General features: G+C 32.6%; 14 protein-coding genes and 1 pseudogene. 6 read left to right on the top strand and 9 right to left on the bottom strand.

Annotation, left to right across the window (positions count from 1 at the left end; genetic code table 11):
* The first annotated feature begins 276 nt into the window (after positions 1-276).
* The gene (locus tag AAGD26_RS04020; protein WP_341751185.1) at positions 277-2,103 is read left to right on the top strand and encodes an AAA family ATPase; all 1,827 of its coding nucleotides are present in this window, start codon (positions 277-279) and stop codon (positions 2,101-2,103) included.
* Here the strand turns inward: AAGD26_RS04020 and AAGD26_RS04015 are convergent.
* Positions 2,100-2,891 carry a hypothetical protein gene (locus tag AAGD26_RS04015; protein WP_341751184.1) on the bottom strand — a complete coding sequence of 264 codons (792 nt, stop codon included), beginning with the start codon at positions 2,889-2,891 and terminating at the stop codon, positions 2,100-2,102. The two genes, AAGD26_RS04020 and AAGD26_RS04015, sit on opposite strands and share 4 nt — an antisense overlap.
* Positions 2,851-3,402: a recombinase family protein gene (locus tag AAGD26_RS04010; RefSeq protein WP_341751183.1), complete on the bottom strand. Its 552-nt coding sequence runs from the start codon at positions 3,400-3,402 to the stop codon at positions 2,851-2,853. Before AAGD26_RS04010 ends, AAGD26_RS04015 begins: the two co-directional genes overlap by 41 nt.
* A gap of 446 nt (positions 3,403-3,848) precedes the next feature.
* Here AAGD26_RS04010 and AAGD26_RS04005 point away from each other — a divergent pair, with 446 nt between their 5' ends.
* Positions 3,849-4,064, top strand: a complete 216-nt coding sequence (locus AAGD26_RS04005; protein WP_341751182.1) for a hypothetical protein — start codon at positions 3,849-3,851, stop codon at positions 4,062-4,064.
* Positions 4,065-4,325, top strand: coding sequence for a type II toxin-antitoxin system RelE/ParE family toxin (locus AAGD26_RS04000; protein WP_341751181.1), 261 nt, complete (start codon positions 4,065-4,067; stop codon positions 4,323-4,325).
* Positions 4,326-4,405: 80 nt separating this feature from the next.
* On the opposite strand, the gene AAGD26_RS03995 is transcribed toward AAGD26_RS04000, so the two are convergent.
* The 3 genes from AAGD26_RS03995 to AAGD26_RS03985 all read right to left on the bottom strand — a co-directional run bounded on the left by AAGD26_RS03995 (position 4,406) and on the right by AAGD26_RS03985 (position 6,447).
* A complete protein-coding gene (locus tag AAGD26_RS03995) occupies positions 4,406-4,981 on the bottom strand; it encodes a HEPN domain-containing protein (protein WP_341751180.1) in 576 nt (191 codons plus the stop codon).
* Positions 4,982-5,090: 109 nt separating this feature from the next.
* Complete coding sequence (locus AAGD26_RS03990) at positions 5,091-5,291, bottom strand: hypothetical protein (protein ID WP_341751179.1); 201 nt, start codon at positions 5,289-5,291, stop codon at positions 5,091-5,093.
* Between the two features lie 229 nt (positions 5,292-5,520).
* Positions 5,521-6,447 carry a hypothetical protein gene (locus AAGD26_RS03985; protein ID WP_341751178.1) on the bottom strand — a complete coding sequence of 309 codons (927 nt, stop codon included), beginning with the start codon at positions 6,445-6,447 and terminating at the stop codon, positions 5,521-5,523.
* A 321-nt stretch (positions 6,448-6,768) separates the two neighbouring features.
* Here AAGD26_RS03985 and AAGD26_RS03980 point away from each other — a divergent pair, with 321 nt between their 5' ends.
* Positions 6,769-7,104 (top strand): transposase, encoded by a 336-nt coding sequence (locus tag AAGD26_RS03980; RefSeq protein WP_341751177.1) that lies wholly within the window; start codon positions 6,769-6,771, stop codon positions 7,102-7,104.
* Positions 7,105-7,284: 180 nt separating this feature from the next.
* On the opposite strand, the gene AAGD26_RS03975 is transcribed toward AAGD26_RS03980, so the two are convergent.
* From AAGD26_RS03975 to AAGD26_RS03960, 4 genes and pseudogenes are all read right to left on the bottom strand, one after another.
* Entirely contained in the window at positions 7,285-9,645 is a 2,361-nt protein-coding gene (locus AAGD26_RS03975) for a hypothetical protein (protein ID WP_341751176.1), read from the bottom strand.
* A 403-nt stretch (positions 9,646-10,048) separates the two neighbouring features.
* A complete protein-coding gene (locus AAGD26_RS03970; protein WP_341751175.1) occupies positions 10,049-11,221 on the bottom strand; it encodes a MobA/MobL family protein in 1,173 nt (390 codons plus the stop codon).
* 751 nt (positions 11,222-11,972) lie between these two features.
* A complete protein-coding gene (locus tag AAGD26_RS03965) occupies positions 11,973-13,055 on the bottom strand; it encodes a hypothetical protein (RefSeq protein ID WP_341752313.1) in 1,083 nt (360 codons plus the stop codon).
* Between the two features lie 342 nt (positions 13,056-13,397).
* Positions 13,398-13,550: pseudogene (locus AAGD26_RS03960) on the bottom strand (IS110 family transposase); the annotation flags it as partial.
* A gap of 544 nt (positions 13,551-14,094) precedes the next feature.
* Between AAGD26_RS03960 and AAGD26_RS03955 the strand changes: the two are divergent.
* Positions 14,095-14,634: a hypothetical protein gene (locus AAGD26_RS03955; RefSeq protein WP_341751174.1), complete on the top strand. Its 540-nt coding sequence runs from the start codon at positions 14,095-14,097 to the stop codon at positions 14,632-14,634.
* Positions 14,635-14,967: 333 nt separating this feature from the next.
* Positions 14,968-21,384: a helicase-related protein gene (locus AAGD26_RS03950; RefSeq protein WP_341751173.1), complete on the top strand. Its 6,417-nt coding sequence runs from the start codon at positions 14,968-14,970 to the stop codon at positions 21,382-21,384.
* Positions 21,385-21,435: the final 51 nt, after the last annotated feature.

The following is a 21,435-nucleotide window of genomic DNA, read 5'->3' as shown; positions in this document are numbered from 1 at the left end:
TAAATTTTATAGAATGAAAATGTTTGGAATAATATAATTAATAAAGAAAACGAATTAATATCTAAAAATATAATAATACCTAAAATGAGAGTCCACCTCTATTAGGTGCAGAAGGACATACAAATTAATTAATTTTGACTAGAGTGCAAAAGTTAAGGCTTGATTTTCAATATTGAGAAAAAATAGTATGATTAGCAAAAATTTTGCTAATTGCTATTAGTGTACAATAAAAAAGGTGTATAATGGTATTATAGTTAGTAGAGAACAGTAAAAACAATGACAGAAAAAAAGAATAAAAATAATATTAATTATCAACCAAAGATGTTTGTTGGCACTGATGACTTTAAAACGTTATTATTAAACAGCGATGTATTTGTTGACAAAAGCCTAATGATCAAAGAATTGCTAGAGGATAATGGAGCGGTGACTCTAATTACTCGACCAAGACGTTGGGGAAAGAGCTTGAACATGGATATGATTAGGAGATTCTTTGAAATAGAAATAGATGAGCATGGCAATCCCTTATCATTAGAGCATCAGAACAATATCAAATTATTTACAGGTGGAGAAATAGATTTAGGACTTGCAACTGGTAGAAAAAAATTACTTCAAAAGCTCAAAATAGCTGAGTATCCATATATTATTTTGGAATATCAAGGTCAATTCCCCGTAATATTCATCACCTTTAAAAGCGTGGAAGGTTCAAGCTATCACGATATTGAACAAGGTGTAAAAAGCCAGTTACGGAAATTATTTCAGTCACATAGATATTTAGCTAATAGTGATAAGCTTGCAGCAGATGAACGTGCAGATTTCAATCGCTATTTATTTGAGGAAGTAACTCTAGACAATATCAAAAATAGTTTGGCTATTTTAAGCCACTTGCTATACAAACATTACAATAAAAAGCCTTGGGTATTGATTGATGAATATGATACGCCCATTAATAGTGCTTACCGGTGGTTTGGTACTAATGAGGCAGAATTTCAGAAAGTGTTAGAAATTTTTCGTGGCATCATGAAATCTACCTTTAAAAAGGAAACTGGCGATCAAGAATTACCAATTGAACGGGGAGTTATTACAGGAATTTTACGGATTGCTAAAGCTGAGTTGTTTTCCGGGCTAAATAATGTTAGTGAATATAGTTTATTAGATAAGAAATTTGCGATGAGTTATGGATTTACCCAGACAGAAATGGATGAGTTGTTAACTAAAGTGCCACTTACTACTAGTCCAGAAAAAATTAAGAGTTGGTATAATGGTTATAAATTTGGTGGTGAGATTATCTATAATCCTTGGTCAATCATGCGGTGTTTAGCGAGTGAAGGTGAGCTTGATTATTATTGGATTGACAGTGGAGGAACTGGCTGGATTGATAATGTCTTGTTGTCGGATGAGATGCAACAGGATATTCAGCTATTAGCTGCTGGCAGGGCTATTATTGCTCCTATTATGAAACAGATAAGTTTTGCTGATATTAGTTCGCGTTCAGGTTTGTTTAGCTTATTATTATTTAGTGGTTATTTGAATCCTACTGCTGTTGAACCGACAAGAAATATTTTTGAATTAGCGGCTCCAAATGAAGAAGTAAAATTTATTTATGAAACTCGATTACTACAATGGCTTGGCAAACAATTACAAATGGATAGCTCATTATATTATCCGCTAATGAGCTTACTGCCAGCTGGTAAAATAGAGGAGTTTAAACAAAGAATGCAGGAGTTGCTGCACAGTAGCACTAGTTTTCATCAGGTAGGGGAGAAAAAGGCAGAGTTATTTTATAGTGGCTTTATGCTAGGGATTGTTAATATGCTAGCACCGAGCTATATAATATCAAGTGAGCAAGAATCAGGTGATGGACGCCCTGATGTAATCATGATCCCCAAGGTTGGTAAAGGGGATAAGGCAATTATTATTGAGTATAAAATAGCTAAAAATGCAGAAGATTTAGCCTCAGTAGCTAAAATGGGCTTAAAGCAGATTATAGATAAACAATATGATATAAAAATAAGACAGTATCAATATGTTAAGCAAATACTCAAAATCTCTATGGCTTTCTGCGGTAAGAATATGGAACTACAATACCAAGTTAATGAACCCTAATAATAGAGTGTAATGGCTTGAATAACCAGTAATTTTATGTCTGTTGTGGTTCTGAAATTGTCCACTACGCCCCGCCATTCGGTACAAGTTGTCGTTTTTTCAAAAATATCGAACGGGAAACGTAGAGAGGTCTCAAGTTTTTTGCCCCTCAGCTTGAGGTTCTGAAATACGAAATTTATCATTTTGCGTTTTTGGGGCATTTCAGAACCTTTGAAGGTTTCATAGGCTTCAGATGCTAGAGTTATTAGCGTTGTAGCGGTATCAGTAAATTTATCGTCTGCTTCCTCATAAACTTTAATTAAACGAGCAATTTCATATTGGCGATCTTTTAATTGTTGTTTTTTTCTTTGAAATTCTTCTGTGCTAAGTTCTCCATTGAGTCGCAAATCTATTAATGAATTTAATCTATTCTCATTTTCGGTATGTTCTTTCTTTAAAGCAGCTGTTGCTTGCCCATGCTCATCTTTCTTTAGTTCATTTGTGTTTTTTAAATAGGCTAGAGTCTCTTTTAGCATTTCTGGGTCTCTTATACCTATTCTTTTAAAAACCTCTTCTACCTGCTTTAAAACCTCATCTTCTCTTACATAAATCTTTTTGTTTGGATTCTTTGGATCCCATGTACCTAAATAAGTCCATTCGTCCACTTTGCCATCTGAATATGTTTTGCTGTGAGTTTCAGCTGTTACAACTTTACCAGTTACTGCACAGGTGATTAATCCTCTAAAAAGAAAATCCTTACCACCATATTTAAAAGGCTTCTTCTTCCACCCTAAACTTTCCTTTTTCATCTCGGCTATTTAGGTAACCAAGATGGGCTGGTCCTATCCACTCTCCTTTACGCAATTTATGATCTAGGCTTCTTTTAACGTTATCACTTAAACTATCAACGTAAGATTGTGCCATCAATACGTTCATCCCCCACATTAGCTTTGCATGAGACTGAGAATCTTTATCTATTATGTAACCTTCTGTTCTAAAATGTAATTCTATCTTACCAGCTTTTATTGGTTCTTCTAGTAATGAAATTTCTGAGATTCTTCTTTGTACTCGATCTACTTTATCAGCAACTATAGCAATTGTTTCTCTATGGCTTTTAGCAAATTTGATCATCTCTTTAAATTGTTTGCGATCACCTCTGCTGGAAGATTCGATAATTTCAAAAGTTTCGATAACTTCAAGATTTTTACGTTGGCAATATTCTACTAATCTATATTTTTGAGCTTCAATTGAATACCCTTCTTCTTGCTCCCTTGTTGAAACACGAACTAAAATTATTGATTTTGTTGCTTTGTCTGGCATATTTTTTCCTTAGATAAAAGTATTATGCATTCAGAGATAGATTAAATACTGGACGAGTCAAGTTGAGTTTGCATTAAATTATCCAAGTAACCTAAGTATTAGAGCCAAGTGTAACATTTTTTTAGTATTAATAATTTTTGGTTATTGTAAATAAATTGTTCTGACACTTAGTAGTGTGCTACATCAGTTGGTTTGTTATTAAACTATTATTTTAGCTCTTTTAAGGCTATTACACGGCTTTTTAGTGTTCTTATGGTAGGAAAATCAGTTTTTTAAATTATTACGCTCTAAGTCTAAATAGGGGCTTTTTTATTTATATGGGTTTGCTTTAAAATAGATAAGTTAAAAACTTAACTGAATGCCACTATTTACATCGATCCCTTTTATTGATATTCTGTATCAGATATGATACAATTGAGTCATAACAAATAAATTGTAGTGATCTTATGGCAGCTAAACGATTATTAGTGTCTTTAGACGAGAAAATATTTGATGAAATTGCAGGTCTTGCTAAAATCAACAATGAATCCCTATCTAAAGTAGCAAAAGACCTTATTATAACTAGTCTAGAACTTCAAGAGGACAAAATATTAGCTAAATTAGCAGATGAAAGGATAGGTAATACTAAGGAATGGATTCGTCATACGGATGTTTGGAAATAAATGTATAATCTTCTCTATTCAGATCAAGTTATACATAAAGATGTCCCTAAGCTTTCTACACCAGTTAAATATTTAATAAAGATAACCATTGAAAAAAAGCTATTATCTGATCCAATAAAATTTGGTAAACCTTTAAAACATAGCTTCAAAGGTTGCCGCTCCCTCAGAATTGGTGATTATAGAGTGATTTATCAAATAGTAGATACAACAATTAATATACTAGTAATTCAACACCGCAAAGATTGTTATAATAATTCATAACAACAAAACTACTATACCCTAATACCCTCAAACTTATAGGTCATTGCGTTTATAGACTTACTTTGTCTATATTAAGGAGCTTAAATTACCTCTTTATTAATCCTTTCCAAGCAAATTTTTTCTGTCACTGTTTTTAATTTTTTAACTCTATCAATAAGGTAAAGTAGCTGTTCTTTAGTTATTTTATAATCTTTGTTATAGCGAGCTTCAATATAAGCCTGTTCAAGTAATCTAAAACATTGCCTTTGCTCAATACTAGAATGAGGAAATATTTGCCATAGTTCTTCATTGTAATTTCCAGCTATACTACCTAGTTTTCGTATATCGTGCAGTTTCGGTTTATAACCGGAAAAAACTAACAGGATAGCATTATAAAAACTTTCGGTAGCTTGATGAAGTAAAAAGGCTGAAAATGGATAATTACCTCTTTCTAAAGGATATCCACATTCTAAAAAAAACTCTGCTCCTTTTGTAAACCAGTACTCATAATCTTTTTCAGCTATTTGTCTTCTTTCTGTCCAAGGTAAATTTTTAGCTTCTGCCAGCTGAAACTCGCCACTATCATATAAGAGTATTCCTTCTTTCTTAATATCAGAAAAGAAATAATGCCCCTTCTCTAACTGGCTATTTACCGTCTTGATTGATTCTAGTACCAAAGTTACCCATAACTCAAAAGGATTTCTTAATGATTTTTTTCCAACCTTTTTTCTATTTTATCTTCTATTGCTAACCCTGCAAGACCGGCATGTTTGCATTTCTTCATGACTAACATAATATCGAGATCACTTTGATAGCTATAGGTATGTGACCTTTTTTATACTCATCTTGTACCCAATCTCCTCTAGCGTAAGAGCCAAATAAAATAATCATCGCAATCTTGTGCTTTGATACAGCGAGAATTTCTTTGACGATATTATCAAGTCTTTCTTGAATTATCACGGAGCGTTCGGGTAAAACAGTTTTCATATATTTGTAATGCAGCTATCTATAATACAGATTACTACAATTGGCATAGATATTGCAAAAAGAATTTTGCAAATTCACCTATGTACAAAAATCTCCCCTATAACATTTAGGCTTTTATTTGAGTACCGTGATATTGTTGCAAGCAAAACATGATCTTTTTTGGTGTAATAGATACCTTTTTAACCACATCAATATATTCACTATTAAAAAAAGATAAATATTTTTAAAATTATACCTCCAGTTTTTTGTTGTGACTTTCTAGAGTCTCAATTAACAGCTCTTGTACTTGATAACTAATATTTGCATTTTCAAAATCTGTGAAATCTATTATTATTTTGCTTGTAATTTTATTATTAGACTCTAGAAGTCCCACCAGTGTTATTGCTCCATTGTCAGTAATATTATTATAGCTAAGGTTTATTTGGCTGATGGTTCTATTAGTTTCCAAAGCTTTAACAAGCTGGACAATCCCAACATCACCAATATCATTATTATTAAGAGATATTTTCTTTATAGTGTTATTATTTTTTAGAAGTCTTGCTAATATGATTGCTCCTTTATCAGTAATATTATTGCTACCAATATCCACTTGCTTTATAATTTCATTATTTGTTAGAACTCCTGCCAGTATATCCGCTCCCTCATCACCAATATCATTGCCTCTAAGACTTATTTGCTTTATGGTTTTATCATTTTCTAGAAATTCATCTAGTATGATTAGCCCTTGAACCCCAATGTTGTTATATTCAATATCTATATTAATCAAACTATGATTATTCTCTAACAGTTTGATAAGCAAACTTAGTCCCTCAAGGTCAATATCGTTGTCGCAAAGACGTATTGCGGTTATAAGCTTATTATGTTCTAAAATTTTGCCAAGTATTTCAATTCCTTCTAAACCTATACGAACATCGATAAGTTCTATATAAGTTATATTATTGCTCTGCAAAACTTCTCTAAGTATTTGTGCAGCAATGTTAGTGATATTATTTATTTTTTCATTTGTTGAATCATTTTGTTGTTGATTTTTGACATTGCTCGTCATACAATTAATCCCTGTTTTTTGTGTTTGGAAAATAGACACTGAGGTTAGATTTAAAATTTTTCCTATCTTTGTTCTAACCTCGGTGCTTAACACCACACCACGTAGTATCATCTTCACAGATATCCTCATTAATCCGAGAAGTACAGCGGTTTTTTCCACTATTAGTGATTTTTTTGTAAAATTTATTATAGCAGTGTTGAACTGGAGACAGTGGCTAAAATTATTAAATAAGCACATAATTTAGCTAATTAAGATTTAATGTGTGGCGACATTAATCAGAAATATCAAGTCGCTACACATTAAAATTTTTTATTTCATTACCTCAAATAGCTACAATCTTAAAAAAGCAAGGGTAAATAATTTTATTAAAATTTACCACTTAAAGCATCAAGTATCACTTTATTATTGGCAACAATGGCATCTAGGTATTTTATGACTTGTTGTAAATATAAAGAGAAGATATATTTGATTTGTGATAATGCTAGGTATCATAAGTCAAAGAAAGTAAAGGAGTATCTAGTAAATAGCAAAATAGAATTAGTATTTTTACCACCCTATAGCCCTAATCTTAATCCGATTGAACGATTATGGAAATTTATGCATAGAATTGTAACAAATAATAAATTTTACCATAATTTTGCTCAATTCTCAGAAGCTATAGATAGATTTTTTGCTAATATTGATAAATACAAAGGTAATTTGCTTACTCTTATAACTGACCAATTTCAGACTATAACTTTTAATCATTTTGCCAACTCTTCAGGTTAATTGAGTATACTTACAGCAAACTGTTTCGCAATCTCTTAGCAGTACAAATCACATTTTAAAACTATATCGCCAAGTAAATTGTTGGTAAATTCTTCATTTACCAGCTCATAGTTGTACAAATTATGTTCCTTTGCTCTGGTGATAAAATTCTGACCTTGGGTAGCAGTATTAACCATAATATTACCAATTTTCTCTAAAAGCTGCAACCTTAAAATTTTCATCATGACTGAGGCTGAATGCGTCGTGATAATATGTTTTAGCTTTCTCAAATAAACCTATAGACTCAAAATACTCAGCCCGCTTTAGCATTATATCTGGATTTCTTTTATCTTGTCCTAACCATGCCTTAAAACATGCCTTTATCTCAAATTCATCATTAACTACTTTATAACAATCAATCGCCTTAGCATATTCACCCTTGTTAAAAAAGAGCTGCCCCAGTTTTTCATAGATCTCTGGTAAATGGCTATTGGCTTCGATAGCTTTTGCATAGTAAACAGATGCCGCTTCATTGCCACCATCCTTCTCTGCGATACTAGCTAAGCAACTATAGGCTATAGCCTTAAGATTCTTGCAGGCAGGAGAATCTTGATAATTTTTCAGGTATTTTAGAGCTTCATGATAATAAGCTGAGTCAGATTGGTTGTTATCAATAGGCAAATTATTAACTTGATACTCAAGATTTTCTGTCACTTTAGTATGGCAAGCCGTTATTAACTCTGCAATCTTTGCATGATCAGGCAATTCAGCTTTACATACATCAGAAAAGAATTGCACATAGTCATATTGCTGCTGTAAACAATAACCATACTCTTGTATCTGATGCTTAAGCTGAGAATTATCAGATTCAGCATATTCAGCAAAAATCTCCACTGCTATCTGCAAGTTGATTAGGGCAGTTGATATGCTATCTATTGGCTTATTAAATACTTTTTGCAATCTTGATAATAATTCCAGCTCTAGAAAATATTCACCTTCACTATGTTGTTTTAGTTCATGGTAATTAATTGATGAGGGTATCCAATCTTTGACAAGATGATAATTCTCGGAAAATGCATTGAGTGGATTGACATTCAAGCACTTAGTTGCATTACCAATAGCTTTAACTATCACTTCTAATAGTTGATTAAAATTGTTACTGGCAGTATTTAACAAATGAGATGAACACTCCTTAGCTTCCTTTGAAATAGTTACGTTGACCATCTCACCGTTAACGTCAGAATATTTGGATGATGTGTCTATTGCTGCCAGTAAATCGGGTGCAACTAACTCACCTTCTTCATTTGGTCTATGGAATAGATGTATTGAACAATCTTTGAGCTTATTAACTAGTTCCTTGTGTTCATCCTTTGCCCTTTGATTATCTGTTAATATTCTCTCTATAGATTTTCTGATATGCTGAGTATCCTTGTCTTTTGATACCTGGGTAATTACTAAAGATATGCTACCCCCTATAGAACCAACATCCTTAAAACTTTTCATAAAGTTAGATAGCGTTTCAAGGAAATCATTGCCTCTTTTACTCCTTAAATCTGATTCAGCTATTATCAACACAAATTTCAACTGATCTGTAGTCTCAAAGAGTCTTTTAATATAGAAGCTGTTAGCAATTTCCTGAACAGGCTCAGTATCGTTAAAGCCAGGGCAGTCCCAAATGATTATATCTTTAGCAAAACATTTATTAGGGATTTTAGTCTCGGAAGCCAGTTTATGACCAATGACAATATTGGCAAGTGGCTGCATCGCATCAATAACCAGTTCATCAGTTTCATTATCAAAAATCGCCTGTAGTTCTCTGCCACTAAACAAATGAGCGAGTGTACTCTTGCCAGCCCCGGTATTACCAAGTAGCAATATTCCCTTTTTGCCATGTTCCTGCAGACGGTCGTTACCATCTCGGATTAAATCCGATACTTGCTTGATAGTAGCCTGATTATCCTTGTCAAACTGATTATCCCCATCTGCTACCTCAAATAATTTTACAACCGGTATTTCTGGTATATATTCTTTCATTTTCGCTTCCTCTATGGCTTTTAATTTAGCTTCCTCTTGCTCTCTAAGCTTTGTCTCTTGCTCAAGTTTCTCAGCTTCTTGTCTGGTTTTTTCATCTGCTTCTGCTTGTTGTTGCTGTTTTAGTATCTTAGCAGCTTTTTTAATAGGGTCTTTATTAATCTGTAATTCTGTTGCTATCTCTTTTGCTATAACATCTCCTATCTGGTTAGAAAAAAGGTTAAGATTAGTAATAGATTTATTATCCTTTAAGCATTCTGCTAGCGATTTCGCTCCTGCATCTCCTATCTGGTTATTATCAAGCCGAAGAGTAGTAATAGATTTATTATCCTTTAAGCATTCTGCTAGCGATTTCGCTCCTGCATCTCCTATCTGGTTACTTTGAAGGTTAAGAGTAGTAATAGATTTATTATCCTTTAAGCATTCTGCTAGCGATTTCGCTCCTGCATCTCCTATCTGGTCAGAAGAAAGGTTAAGATTAGTAATAGAGTTATTTATTATTTGTTGTATAATTGTTTCGGTTAATGGCATTTTTCCCTCTCTTTTATTTTGGTTAAAAGTGAATAGTACTTGTAATTATCAATAAAGTACTGTTAATTATTTTTAATAATAGCCATATCAATTCATCTAAGATTAAATAATAATAATTTGTCAAACAACTAAATAACTACTTGTTGCTATTTTCTAGTAATTAGTTGTGATTTTTTTAGCATCATTATTGCCAAACAACTTAAATTATATTAGTGAAAATATGAGGTAAAAATAGCACAAAATATGATGCAAATTGTGATTTTTTATGATATAATAACTCCCCTACGATACAGATACTATAGGGGATTACATGAGAAAAATTGCAGTCAGATTTAACAAGCCACAAGATATCAAAAATCTTAGAAAAATCATGAAAAATGTTTACACAAGTAATAGTGATCATTTACCGGATGTCGCTAAATTTCATTTGGGCGATAAGGTCTTTATACCGAGTCAGGTAGATAGAGCAGAGTTGCACATAATAACTGCGAGCGACACTGAAATTATAACATTTTCTAACTGCTAAAATAGTTAAATTTTGGACAGGACTTTCCTTAATATTTTCTGTTGCTAAATCTTCTGCTACTAATTGTTTACTTATCTCTCTTAAACGTTGCTGAAATCCTTGTTTATCCGCTTGCCATGACTCAATATCTACAGCTAACGTATCGGCTAATGCTATAGCAATTTCTTCCTTAGTAAAAACTGGCTTGTTAATTGATAATTTCTGAAAAACTAATTCTATATCTTCTCTAATCTTGGTAGCATTTTCTTTTAGTATTTGTTCATTTATTAACCTTAATTTTGAGTCTTGTATATAATGTGCTGTTCCTTCATGGATAGTCGGTATTAAATCAATTCCTCTTGCTTTATGCGATAAATGTGATACCTTAGCTAAATGACCATATTTTTCTAAATATTGGTTGATGAAATAGGCTACATTTTCTCGATAATAATATAAAAAATTTCTTCTTCCCCAATCACGTCCTTTTTCACCAAAAATTACTTCACCATTTTCTAAACGTAGTAGTTTTCTAGTAGTCATCTGAATGTGGGCATGAGGATTATTTGGATTGTCATAATGAATGTTTATATCTGCTATCATACCATGGCTAACTAGGCACTCAGAAGCAAAGTGTTCGGTAAGTTCAGTATTCTGTTGTTGAGTTAATTCCTTTGGTAAGGCTATGGTCAGCTTTCTAGCGGTTTCAGCATTTTTTCTTGTTTCGCTACTTTCTGCTCTATTCCATAATTCTTGTCTATCATACACCCAACTAGGAGAACCCTCTAGAGCTAGAATTACGCTATGAATAAGTCCTTTCTTGCTGTTAAAATTATAGGTAATAGTGCGTTTTTCTCCTGTTTTACGGTCAGTTGTAAAAAACTGCAATTTACTTCTTGAAATATAGCTACTTGCTGCAACTGCATTTTGTCCTTTGCTTCTTCGTACTTCTGATTTATTACAGTGATATATTGACATTGCTATTACCGCTATAAGCTGTAAGTTTTGGGTAATAGCAATGACAAAAACTGAATCTTTGAGCGCAGGCAAACTAGGTTTACCTAGTTTGCCCAAGTGCGGGTAGAGGGATTTCAAAAGCAAATGCTAAAACCTAACTTGTAACTACATAGTTTATTTTATTGGCAAGCTTTATATAGGCAGCAGAATGCTCCTTAAGTGGGTTATTTAGGTAAGGTAGGTGGGTGAAGAAAAGAGAGGTAAAAAAAGAAAATGGTTTATCTAAAAAATAGCTATAGGTGGAAAATATTAATTGATTGTAAAATAAACGAACTATATAAATTTAAGGAAAAGTAGCTATAATTTTATTGAACTGGTAGTAAGTTAAAAATATTACAAATTACTTTATTAAAAGTAATTTGTAATAATAACTGCAAGCGTGAAAATGGGTTAGGAAATTTAATAAAAATACTTCTTTATTTAAAAAGGCAAAAATTACAGATATATTGGAAATATTTAATGTTTTTGTAATAATATAAACTGCTTGACAAGTTAGATTGAACTTGTACAAGACTCCTTTTGAGTTGGTTATTTTAGATTTTTTATCTGAAATTTGCTAAGGTAAGTAGAATTGGCAATGACGTCAATAAACTTCCTGCATAAGTCAAAGATAGTTGGTGATTTTGTCGTCGAAACTCGCCTCCGTTCTTCACGTACGTCTATGTACGCTGCGGTACTCGGCTTCGTTTCTTCTAAAAATTCCTCAACTATCTTTGACTTATGCAGGAAGTCTAATAAATAAAATTTTCAGTTAGTCTTCAAAAAATAACGATATCAAGACTAACTGAATAAGTGGTGGAATCTACATTTAATTTATATTTATACCATCAGTTTCTGTGTAGTTATTCTCTAGAGCCTCAATTAATAACTCTGATCGTTCAGAATTAATATCATAATTTTCAGTGCCACAAAAACTTATCATTATTTTGCTGACAATCCTTTTATTCTCTAGACTTCTTACAACCTCCTCTGCCACATTATGACTAAAAACACTGTAACCAAGCGTTATTTCGGTTAGTGTCCTATTAATTTCTAAAGCCTTGAAAAGTTGTAAAGCTCCTTCATCACCAATATTATTACCATTTAGGTGTAGTCTCTTGATGGTTCTATTATTTGCTAAAAATTCAGCCAGTATGATTGCTCCTTGATCACCAATATCATTATGTTCAAGGTCTATTTCGTCCAAAGTATTATTAATCTTTAACGCTTTAACAAGGTGCTTTACTCCTTTATAGCCAATATTGCTTTCCCCAAGATTAATGTTGGTTACAGTCTCATTATACTCCAAATCTTTACTAAGTATTTCAGCTCCTTCTGGCCAAATATAGTTTCCAGCAAGATTGATATGGGTTATAGCGTCGTTATACCGTAGCATGCTACTTAACGACTCTATTCCACAGTCCTCAATATTACTATCTCTAAGGTCTAGGTACTTTACGGACTTATTATGCATTAGAACCCTAGCAAATTCCTCAGCTCCCCAATTTCCAATATTATTTTCACTAAGGTTTATAGCTGTTATATTATTATTACCTTCCAAGCCTTCCGCAAGCATAATTGCTGCACTTTTGATAATATTATTTGCTGCCAACTGTATATGGTATAGTTTTTTATTTATTTTTAGAACTTCGGCAAATCGAATAGCCCCCATATTAGCAATCTTGTTGTGGCAAAGATCTAAATGAGTTACAGTATTGTTGGTTTCTAGGGCTTCTGCAAGGCTATGCATACCTATATAACCAATATTATTATTGCTTAAATCTATTCGGGTTACTGTGTTGTTGTTTTGCAAAAACTTCGCAACTATCTTTGCTCCCTCATCGTCAATATTACTATTGTGAAGATTTATGTGCGTTACCGTTTTATTTTTTTCTAAAGCTTTGCTAAGCATATTGATACCACTACTACCAATATTATAGTTACTAAGGTTTAGGTAGGTCAATTTTTCATCCGCTTGTAGTTTTTTCTTAGCTTGTTCTAGTGCTAATGGTAAATATCCTAAAATTTCTACTAATTTTTTTATAGCACTTTGTTCTTTCGTTATATCTCGTTGTATCAAAGTCTTTAGCGTTGTTATAGATTCTTCTTCTGTCATAACATCAATGGGCAATATTGAAAAATTTGTTGGCCAATTACGTTGACGAGTCGTTAAAATAACATATCCTCCAGATTTTGGTAAAAATGGGGCAATTTCATGGTAGTTGTTTACACTGTCATAAACTAACAGCCATCGCATTGCTACCAAACATTTTGGTAAATTAGCCATAAATGTTAAAACCTGATCTCTCATCAATTTTTTCTTTAATACCGTCTTACCATTTTTATCTACACCATGAATTTGCAAAATTCTTTTTGCAATATCTATACCAATTGTGCTAACTTCTATCTTAGCCTCCTGATTGTTGTTTTAATATATTTAATATTAACTCTAGAAGATTAGCAACTGCTTTTCATTCTCTATATCAGGAAGTCCATACCATTATTTTACAGATAGTAAATGGAATCTACATTTTATACTACCTCTGACCTCCTATAACTAAGCCATATCCCATATTTTTGACTGAACTTCCTTATATTTAAGTAGTTAGATTTTTGATGAAGTAATGCGATTATTGCATAATTACCACTAAATTTAATACCCTAGCTATTTTTTATAAAAACACTTTACGCATCAAAACACATAGTATACTTTATTATGAAGTATATTCACTTTAATAATAAAGTATATGCTGGAACAAATTAAGGTTCATCAAGAAATCGCAGAGTATGAACAAGCAAAAAGCTAGAATTGAGCAAACTTTTACTACTGAAATACGGCTAATGAGAATTTAGCATTATAGGTTTAATTGATGATTTTGTAAATTAGGACTTCAAATGTTTGTAGTTTGAAATGCACTGGAGTATTTAACACTTTTAAAAAGGAGGTTATTTTGGCAAAACAACATATACAAGAACTTCTCAGGCAACAGGAGGAGGCTAGGCACAGTATCAATAAGGAATCGTATTATTATAATGAAACAATATCAACAAAACATAGAACCCATATTTTGTGTGTAAATGCAGAGCCTTATTATACGTACCACACAGAGAGACGATTTAACCAAGATCTATATAATCAGCATACAGCAGCGTCAGATGCTAAAATTATCAACTTAGAAGCACAAATTAATGCCTTGAGACAACAAGAAGCAGCTGAACAGGCGAGACAGCAAGCAGCGGAAAAAGCAAGGCAAGAGGCAGCTGCAGAGCAGGCAAGACAACAAGCAGAAAAAGCAAGATTAGAGGCTCTTGAGCAAGCAAAGCAAGCAGCTGAAAAAGCAAGGCTTGCAGCTATTGAAAAGGCACAGCAAGAAGAGGCAAGTAAGGCAATTTCTGTAGAGAGTACTGCCTTGCAAGAAGAAGCCTCTTTAAATATTGTATCTTTAGAGTCTCAACTTCTTGAAACTTCTTTAATTGGTCATAATGAATGATGTATATACTTAAATGATTTGAAGAATTGGCACAACAAACAAGGGATGAGTGTACGAATTGTATATTTAGTATATGAGTACACAAATCCCCCAAAGTTTTGCGAAGCCAATTCTTCAAAGCAGAAGAGTATTGACTTATTGCATAAATTCATTATTCCGAGGTTATACTATTGTTAAAATTAAGTTTAAAATCGTATATGAACATTTGTGTACTGCTTTACGACTCTTTACTTAATTTTTGCTCAAAAACTTCTCTTTCATATCTAGTTATACAATAAATCTATTGATGCCTTAGTATATAAAATTTTTAACAGCCTCTGTTGATTAAATATTATGCCGAATTCTTATTTTAGCACTGATCAAGCGGTGGGGCTATTAGCCTTGGATATTTCGGAAACATCTAACGATTTAACTGAAGTAAGTAGAGAAAACGGTAGCTATTCAGAGTTAACTCTAGAAGAGAAAGAGTTATTTGATCCAAGTAAAAGAACACTAGCAAGTGCAAATATACTAAAGTCCATTGAAAGTGGTATTACTACATTATCCTTACCAGTCATTAATATTCTTAGTCAGATCTTAGAAGATAAAAGCATTGAAATATCAACCCGTTTTAATGCAGTTCAAATCTTATCTATTGCTAGTGAAAATCATCCACTAATAATGATAACATTAGATAAGAATCTAGATGATTTAGATAAGAATCTAGATAATAAAAGTTTAGATCTTTATAAGATAATAATGAATAGGTTCATAAAGTCGGGGTATCATTTTCATAACATTCATGCCATAGAAAAAGCGTTATTTATACCAGAATTAAAACAATTTGCCTTATATGTAATAAACAGTGCTGCTCTTCATAAAAATCCCATAAAGTTACAAGAGGCAACAATTGAGCATCTAAATAAATTATTAGAAGCTATTGATGGGAGTAGAGATGTAACTCTAAGTATTTTTGCTAAAAGATCCGAGGATTTAGTTACTAATTTAGATGCAATACACAAGATACTATTGAGTGCTACAAATAATAACACTAAAGTTTGGGTTTATCAAATCTTAAAAAATATTGCTAATGCAAAGCAAGCAATACCTAACTTAATATTGGATGAATTAAGTAGAGTAAGTAGTAATACAAATGATATGTTGCAAACCCGTGAGTATTTGCTGGATATCTTAGAGCGTCAAATAACAGATAATAGCGATATAACAGGATTTGGTGGATTTGATTCTTTGAGCGGTAATCTTCAGGATGAGTATCAAATTATAGTAGGAAAAAGCTTAAAGATTTTAAGAATTAGTTTGGAAAGGAGAGCAAAATTATCAAGTAATGTAATAGAGAATTTGGTAGAGTCATCGACAACATTATTACAAGATAAAAAAACTAGATTAGATATTGCTTATTGTTTAGGGTTTATTGCCCAATTAGAACAAGACTTTAATACAAAATCAAAATATGGTTTCAAGGAAGAAATTAGCAGTATCCTTGAATTATATATAAAGGACCAAATATCCGGTGATAATTCTGTAGTTTTTGCTTTAAGGCATATTCTAGAAAATAACAATACCATTATTATTTCAGAGAGTGGCATTAAGGATCTAATCGATATATTAAATAACCCTTTAGTTTCAGTATTAATTAAAAGAAATAGCCTTTGGACTATAGTACACCATATTCATAATGGTAAGGTAGGATTGTTGGAAGATTCTGTCTTGGAAGTTTTGAGTTTAAGTTTAGGTAACCAAGATAAAGAAATAAACAAAGCTAGTATTTTTGCTTTAAAATATTATTTTCAATATTCGTGCCAAGTACCAAAACCTAATCTTTTGGATAGTTTAGTAAATATCTCAGAGGAAATGGCTGATTTAACTATAGAAGCCTTATATAAAATTACGGTACTCTTATATCAAGAGTCTGCTGGTAATAAGCTTCCTAGTAAGATGTTAGATTTGTTAGGATGGTTATTAATTGAACATCCAAATCCTGAAATCAGAAAATTCTCATTTGATATTGTGAAACTAGCAAGTGAAAACGAAATATTACCTCAAGATTTATTAAATATAATTGAAATTGAAAAGCAAAGTAGCAAGATTTGCTCTAAAGAGTCAACTATTCAAGCTTTATCAGAGATTTTAAGACTAGTCCAAAGTGGCAGCAAGATTACTAGGAACTGTTTTACCTGTCTAGAAGATCTAATAAAGTCAGTGAAAAATATAACGCTCAAGGGAGATGAAGAACAGAAACTGGCTTTGATTATTATAGAGAGTGCCTTGCGAAATGATCAGGACTTACCAACTAGTTTAATTGATACTATTTGTTATAGCTTGTTGAATAATAAAGGTAATGTCGAGTTAATTAGTGTCTTAAAAACTGTAGTACAAAAAACTAGCTGCAGTAACCATAAAATGGTAGATGCATTTGAAGCGGTATTAACTAGTTTACAAGAACCTTCTGATGCCAAATCTATTGAATATGCCACTTATAGTCTAAAATTACTCTCGCAAAGGGGTAATATATTATCAAAAAACGGGGTTGAATGGTTAATCAAGCTAATTAGTAACCTTGTAGAAGATGGTGATAGTGAAGTTAGTCTGCAAATTACTATTAATTCTCTAGAATGTATAAATAATTCATTGGAGAATCATCAATATCAATCATTGCCAGCTACAAGCATTAAAGTCGTTCTAAAACTATTAAGCCATAGCAATTCATTGATAAAGATTCTAGCTAGTCGCATTGGTTTGACCTTATGCAAGCAAGGAATAAGGTTGGATGTAAGTGATCAAGAATTATTGGTAAAAATTCTAACTATGGAGTTAAAGGGTGAGTTAGAGGCTAATATCTTAGCCATGATCTCTTGCGTTGCAAAATGTGAAACAACCAACGAGACAACTAGGGTTTTGGATAGTACAGTCGGAAAAATGGCTAACCTGATTAGCTATACAATAAAATTAAGTGATAATAATCTTGGTATTGAAGAGAAGATTACAGCTGCACAAAAGATTTATGAATTAGTTCAAACTCAGAGTTTTAATTCTTTACCACAGAATGTAGTTAATTCATTAAAGCAGGCACTACATTATAAGGATTTACGTAATATCGTTCTTGCGACAATTGGTATAATAGTTAAAGAGGGTAATAGTAATGCGGAGTTTTTAAGCCTTAGTGACATTGAGTTAATCTCTGATAGTTTATTAGATCTAGCAATTGCCGAGATAGCACTCTCTATCCTCGAAAAACTAGTGTTAGCTAAAACAGACTTACCAATAGCTACGCTAACTGATTTAACAGATTTTCTTGAAAATAGTCTCGATCATGCTCTCAAATATAGAGCGACTAAAATCTTGGAGATTAATTCAAGCAATCAAAAAAAAGAGTTAACAAGTTATACAAATGGACAAATTGGTGTAGCTGTCAATGAGCAAAATATTAATAGTGATAGAGAAAGGAATAAAGATAGAACAATTTGGACAAAGGCTGAGTTAGAACAATATTTTCCATCTATTATTGTACCTTCTAGTTTAATTAGTGAAATAGTAAGTAAGACAGCAGCGAGTAATTTAGATATTGAACTACAAGATAAATTATTTAGTAAATCTAGTTCTATAGCTAATATAGAGCAAATTAGGTTAATCATAGATATTTTAGACTTTATCGTAAAATATGCTATTCCAGCAGAATTAGTCAGCAAGCAGTTAAACCAAGTAGATAACTTAATAGATTTAAGATCGGCTCTCTCTAAGGAAGTACTAAATAATCTTGTCAGTAGTAAATTTTGGCATAGTGGAGCAAAATTTGTACAAGAGATCAGCAAGGAATTAGGTAAGTTGCTTGATCTTGGTTGGCAACTTGATAGTTTAAGTCAATTATTAGAAACCGATAAAGTTGAAGAGAAGCTATTATTAGATGCTATTAGAATCATCAATAGCTATAAGCTTACAGAAGATGCTGTAGATACTAACGGCAAAAGTGCATGGAGTATTTTAACTCTGCAAGAGGCAATAAACTGGAATACAGACTTATCTAAGCTAGCAATTGCAATTAATCTTAAGGAGGAAGGTAAAGAGAAAGACCTGAGTAGCTTTTTAAGTGATTTAACAAGCCTTAATCAACATAATCAGCAACTATTAGACTCACTAATAGGCAATGAATTACTAAAGACTAAGTTTACTGAGACTATAACCACTTATAATAGCGATTCTAGTTTGACTCCTTTAGGTAAGAATATTAGTGAATGGGAACAAGAGAATATTCAGTATTGGTCTAATGAATTGCTGACTAAATACCCTAGCAAGGCGTTAGACGACAATTTTTTGCCTGAGATGATAGCCATTGTTAAAAGAGCAACTATTATCGATACCAATAATGATCCAAGGCTTGCACAAATTCTATCCATTTTAATGTTACTGTTACACCAGGGAGATAAGGGGCGGTTAATTCAAGTATCTACTGGTGAGGGTAAATCAACAACTAGTGCTATGCTAGCTGTAATCTTAGCTTTAAGGGGAGAAAAAGTTGATATTATAACCAGTTCGCCGATACTAGCAAAAAGAGATGCAGTAGAGTGGCAAGAATTTTTTGCCATGTTTAATTTAGTAGCAGACCATAATATTGGTGATGAAAAGATAAGAGGTTATAAGAAATGTTATGCAGCTAATATAGTCTACGGAGATGTTGGTAGTTTCCAATATGACTTACTCAAAGATGAATACAAGGGATATGGTACTAGAGGAGATAGACCTTTTAATAGTGTTATCATCGATGAAGTAGACTCTATGTTGATTGACGAGAGTGGCAAGCTAGCAAGGCTTGCTAGTCATATTGCTGGTACGGAATATTTGGAAGCACTGCTTGCAGCCGGCTGGTATGAACTAGAAAGACTAGATAGACATTTAGTATATTTAGAAGAAGGATGCGTTTTTTTGATAAGAGGAGATTTTAGCTATGAAAATGGCAAGCTAATATTATTCAAGGATAGTGATGGAAAAGAGCCTGAGGTTGATCAAATTGAAAATGCTAGGTTATTTCGTCAAGAACATATTGAAAATTATCTTAAGCAAGTTATAGAGAAAAAGTTAGTTTGTATCCCGGAACATCTTAAAGAATTTGCTGTAAGTCAAATAGAAAACTGGGCTGAGTCTGCTATTAAGGCAAAGAATATGGCAGAGAATAAGAATTATATCATTATCAAAGACCAATCAGGTCATGATGTTATAGCACCGGTAGATTATCATAATACAGGTATTGTTCAAGAGAGAACAAGTTGGCAGCATGGTTTGCACCAATTCTTACAATTAAAACATGGCTTAAAACTTACTGCTGAAAATTTTACAACTAGTTTTATCTCGAATATGGGATTTTTTCTGCGTTATGGTAGTAAGGTTTATGGTATGACAGGCACTCTAGGATCGAATGATTCACAAGATTTGCTGACGTCTATTTATCCTATTGATTTGGCTTTTGTCCCAACATATAAACAAAAACAATTTATTGAGTTACTAGGAATATTATCAGAGGGAGAAGAACAATGGTTAGAAAATATTACGCATAATATTAAAGAAGAGGCTGGTAAGAAAAGAGCAGTACTGGTTATTTGTGAAACAATTAGTGCAGTTCAAAAAGTCAAAGAAGCCTTAGTTAGAAGTGGTTATCCACCTAATAAAATCAAGCTGTACTCAAGAAGTGACAATGATGAACATCTAGCAATAGGTAATAGCATAGATAGTGGAGAAGTCATTATTGCTACTAATTTAGCAGGCAGAGGTACTGATCTTAAAACTACCAAAAATGTCGAAGATAATGGTGGTTTGCATGTTTGCGTTACTTTCTTACCAGATAATTTAAGAATTGAGGAGCAAGCTTTTGGTAGAACAGCAAGGCAAGGTAAGAAAGGTACAGCTCAGTTAATAACTGATCACTCAGAAATTGTCTTAAAACTTGGGGAAGATAGTTATTATGTAGATAATATTTCAGACTTAAAAGAATTACGCAACCTTGCTGAACACCAAAGAATGCAGCAAGTTAAAAATCATGAAGTCAGTAATATCCACAGAGATGATTTATTATTTAGTGAATTTTGTAAATTCACCAATGAACTGCGAAGCAAGGAAAATCACCTAGATAAATTATCACAATTGGAAGAGCTTTGGGGAATTAAGCTAAAACAAATTCAGGAAGAATCAGCGAGGCGGCAAAGAACTTCATCGGTAACGCAAGCTGAGCTTCAAGAATATGCCTTGAAGGAGCTTAGGAATTTTAAAGAGTTGATGGTAAAGCAATATTTTGATGGTTATACCATTATGAGAAATCCAGCCTATTTAATTAGGGAAGGATTTAATAAGATGGGTGTTGGTAATCGTTACGCTGAATCGATTGATTTATTTACCAAAGCTATTAATCTTGACGATGTATATAGTTTTGCTGCCTATTACAATAGAGCTTACGCTAAGATCAGTCAAGGTTACGCATTATCCATGCAAAAAGGCAAACATGATGCTAGCTGGCAGGAAAGTGCATATAGCGACTTAATGATGGCTAAAAGTCAAATTGAAACATTTATTATCCCCGAACTAGAGACGATGCAAATACTATCAAGCCATAGACCGGATAGTGCATTTACTAAGCAAATAATTACCAAAATAAATCTATTAAAACTGCAACTAGATTATATTGACTCGGCAATAAATACTATAAAAAATTGTGCAAAGGGTGATATCACCAAGATCCTAAACCATTCCTTACTTTCGGAACTATAAAGCTCTAGTGAGTCGCCCGATGATGAAGTTTTAGAGTTAAGTATCTTTGGC

Origin of the sequence: Candidatus Tisiphia endosymbiont of Piscicola geometra, from assembly GCF_964026415.1 — a bacterium.
Classification (GTDB): domain Bacteria; phylum Pseudomonadota; class Alphaproteobacteria; order Rickettsiales; family Rickettsiaceae; genus Tisiphia.
The sequence above is the reverse complement of the archived record's forward strand: the minus strand, read 5'-3'. Positions and strand labels throughout refer to the sequence as shown.

Coding starts and splice junctions, on each gene's coding strand:
- AAGD26_RS04020 (WP_341751185.1), top strand. CDS start 277: ATGACAGAAAAAAAGAATAAAAATAATATTAATTATCAACCAAAGATG.
- AAGD26_RS04015 (WP_341751184.1), bottom strand. CDS start 2,891: ATGAAAAAGGAAAGTTTAGGGTGGAAGAAGAAGCCTTTTAAATATGGT.
- AAGD26_RS04010 (WP_341751183.1), bottom strand. CDS start 3,402: ATGCCAGACAAAGCAACAAAATCAATAATTTTAGTTCGTGTTTCAACA.
- AAGD26_RS04005 (WP_341751182.1), top strand. CDS start 3,849: ATGGCAGCTAAACGATTATTAGTGTCTTTAGACGAGAAAATATTTGAT.
- AAGD26_RS04000 (WP_341751181.1), top strand. CDS start 4,065: ATGTATAATCTTCTCTATTCAGATCAAGTTATACATAAAGATGTCCCT.
- AAGD26_RS03990 (WP_341751179.1), bottom strand. CDS start 5,291: ATGAAAACTGTTTTACCCGAACGCTCCGTGATAATTCAAGAAAGACTT.
- AAGD26_RS03985 (WP_341751178.1), bottom strand. CDS start 6,447: ATGATACTACGTGGTGTGGTGTTAAGCACCGAGGTTAGAACAAAGATA.
- AAGD26_RS03980 (WP_341751177.1), top strand. CDS start 6,769: ATGACTTGTTGTAAATATAAAGAGAAGATATATTTGATTTGTGATAAT.
- AAGD26_RS03975 (WP_341751176.1), bottom strand. CDS start 9,645: ATGCCATTAACCGAAACAATTATACAACAAATAATAAATAACTCTATT.
- AAGD26_RS03965 (WP_341752313.1), bottom strand. CDS start 13,055: ATGCTTAGCAAAGCTTTAGAAAAAAATAAAACGGTAACGCACATAAAT.
- AAGD26_RS03950 (WP_341751173.1), top strand. CDS start 14,968: ATGCCGAATTCTTATTTTAGCACTGATCAAGCGGTGGGGCTATTAGCC.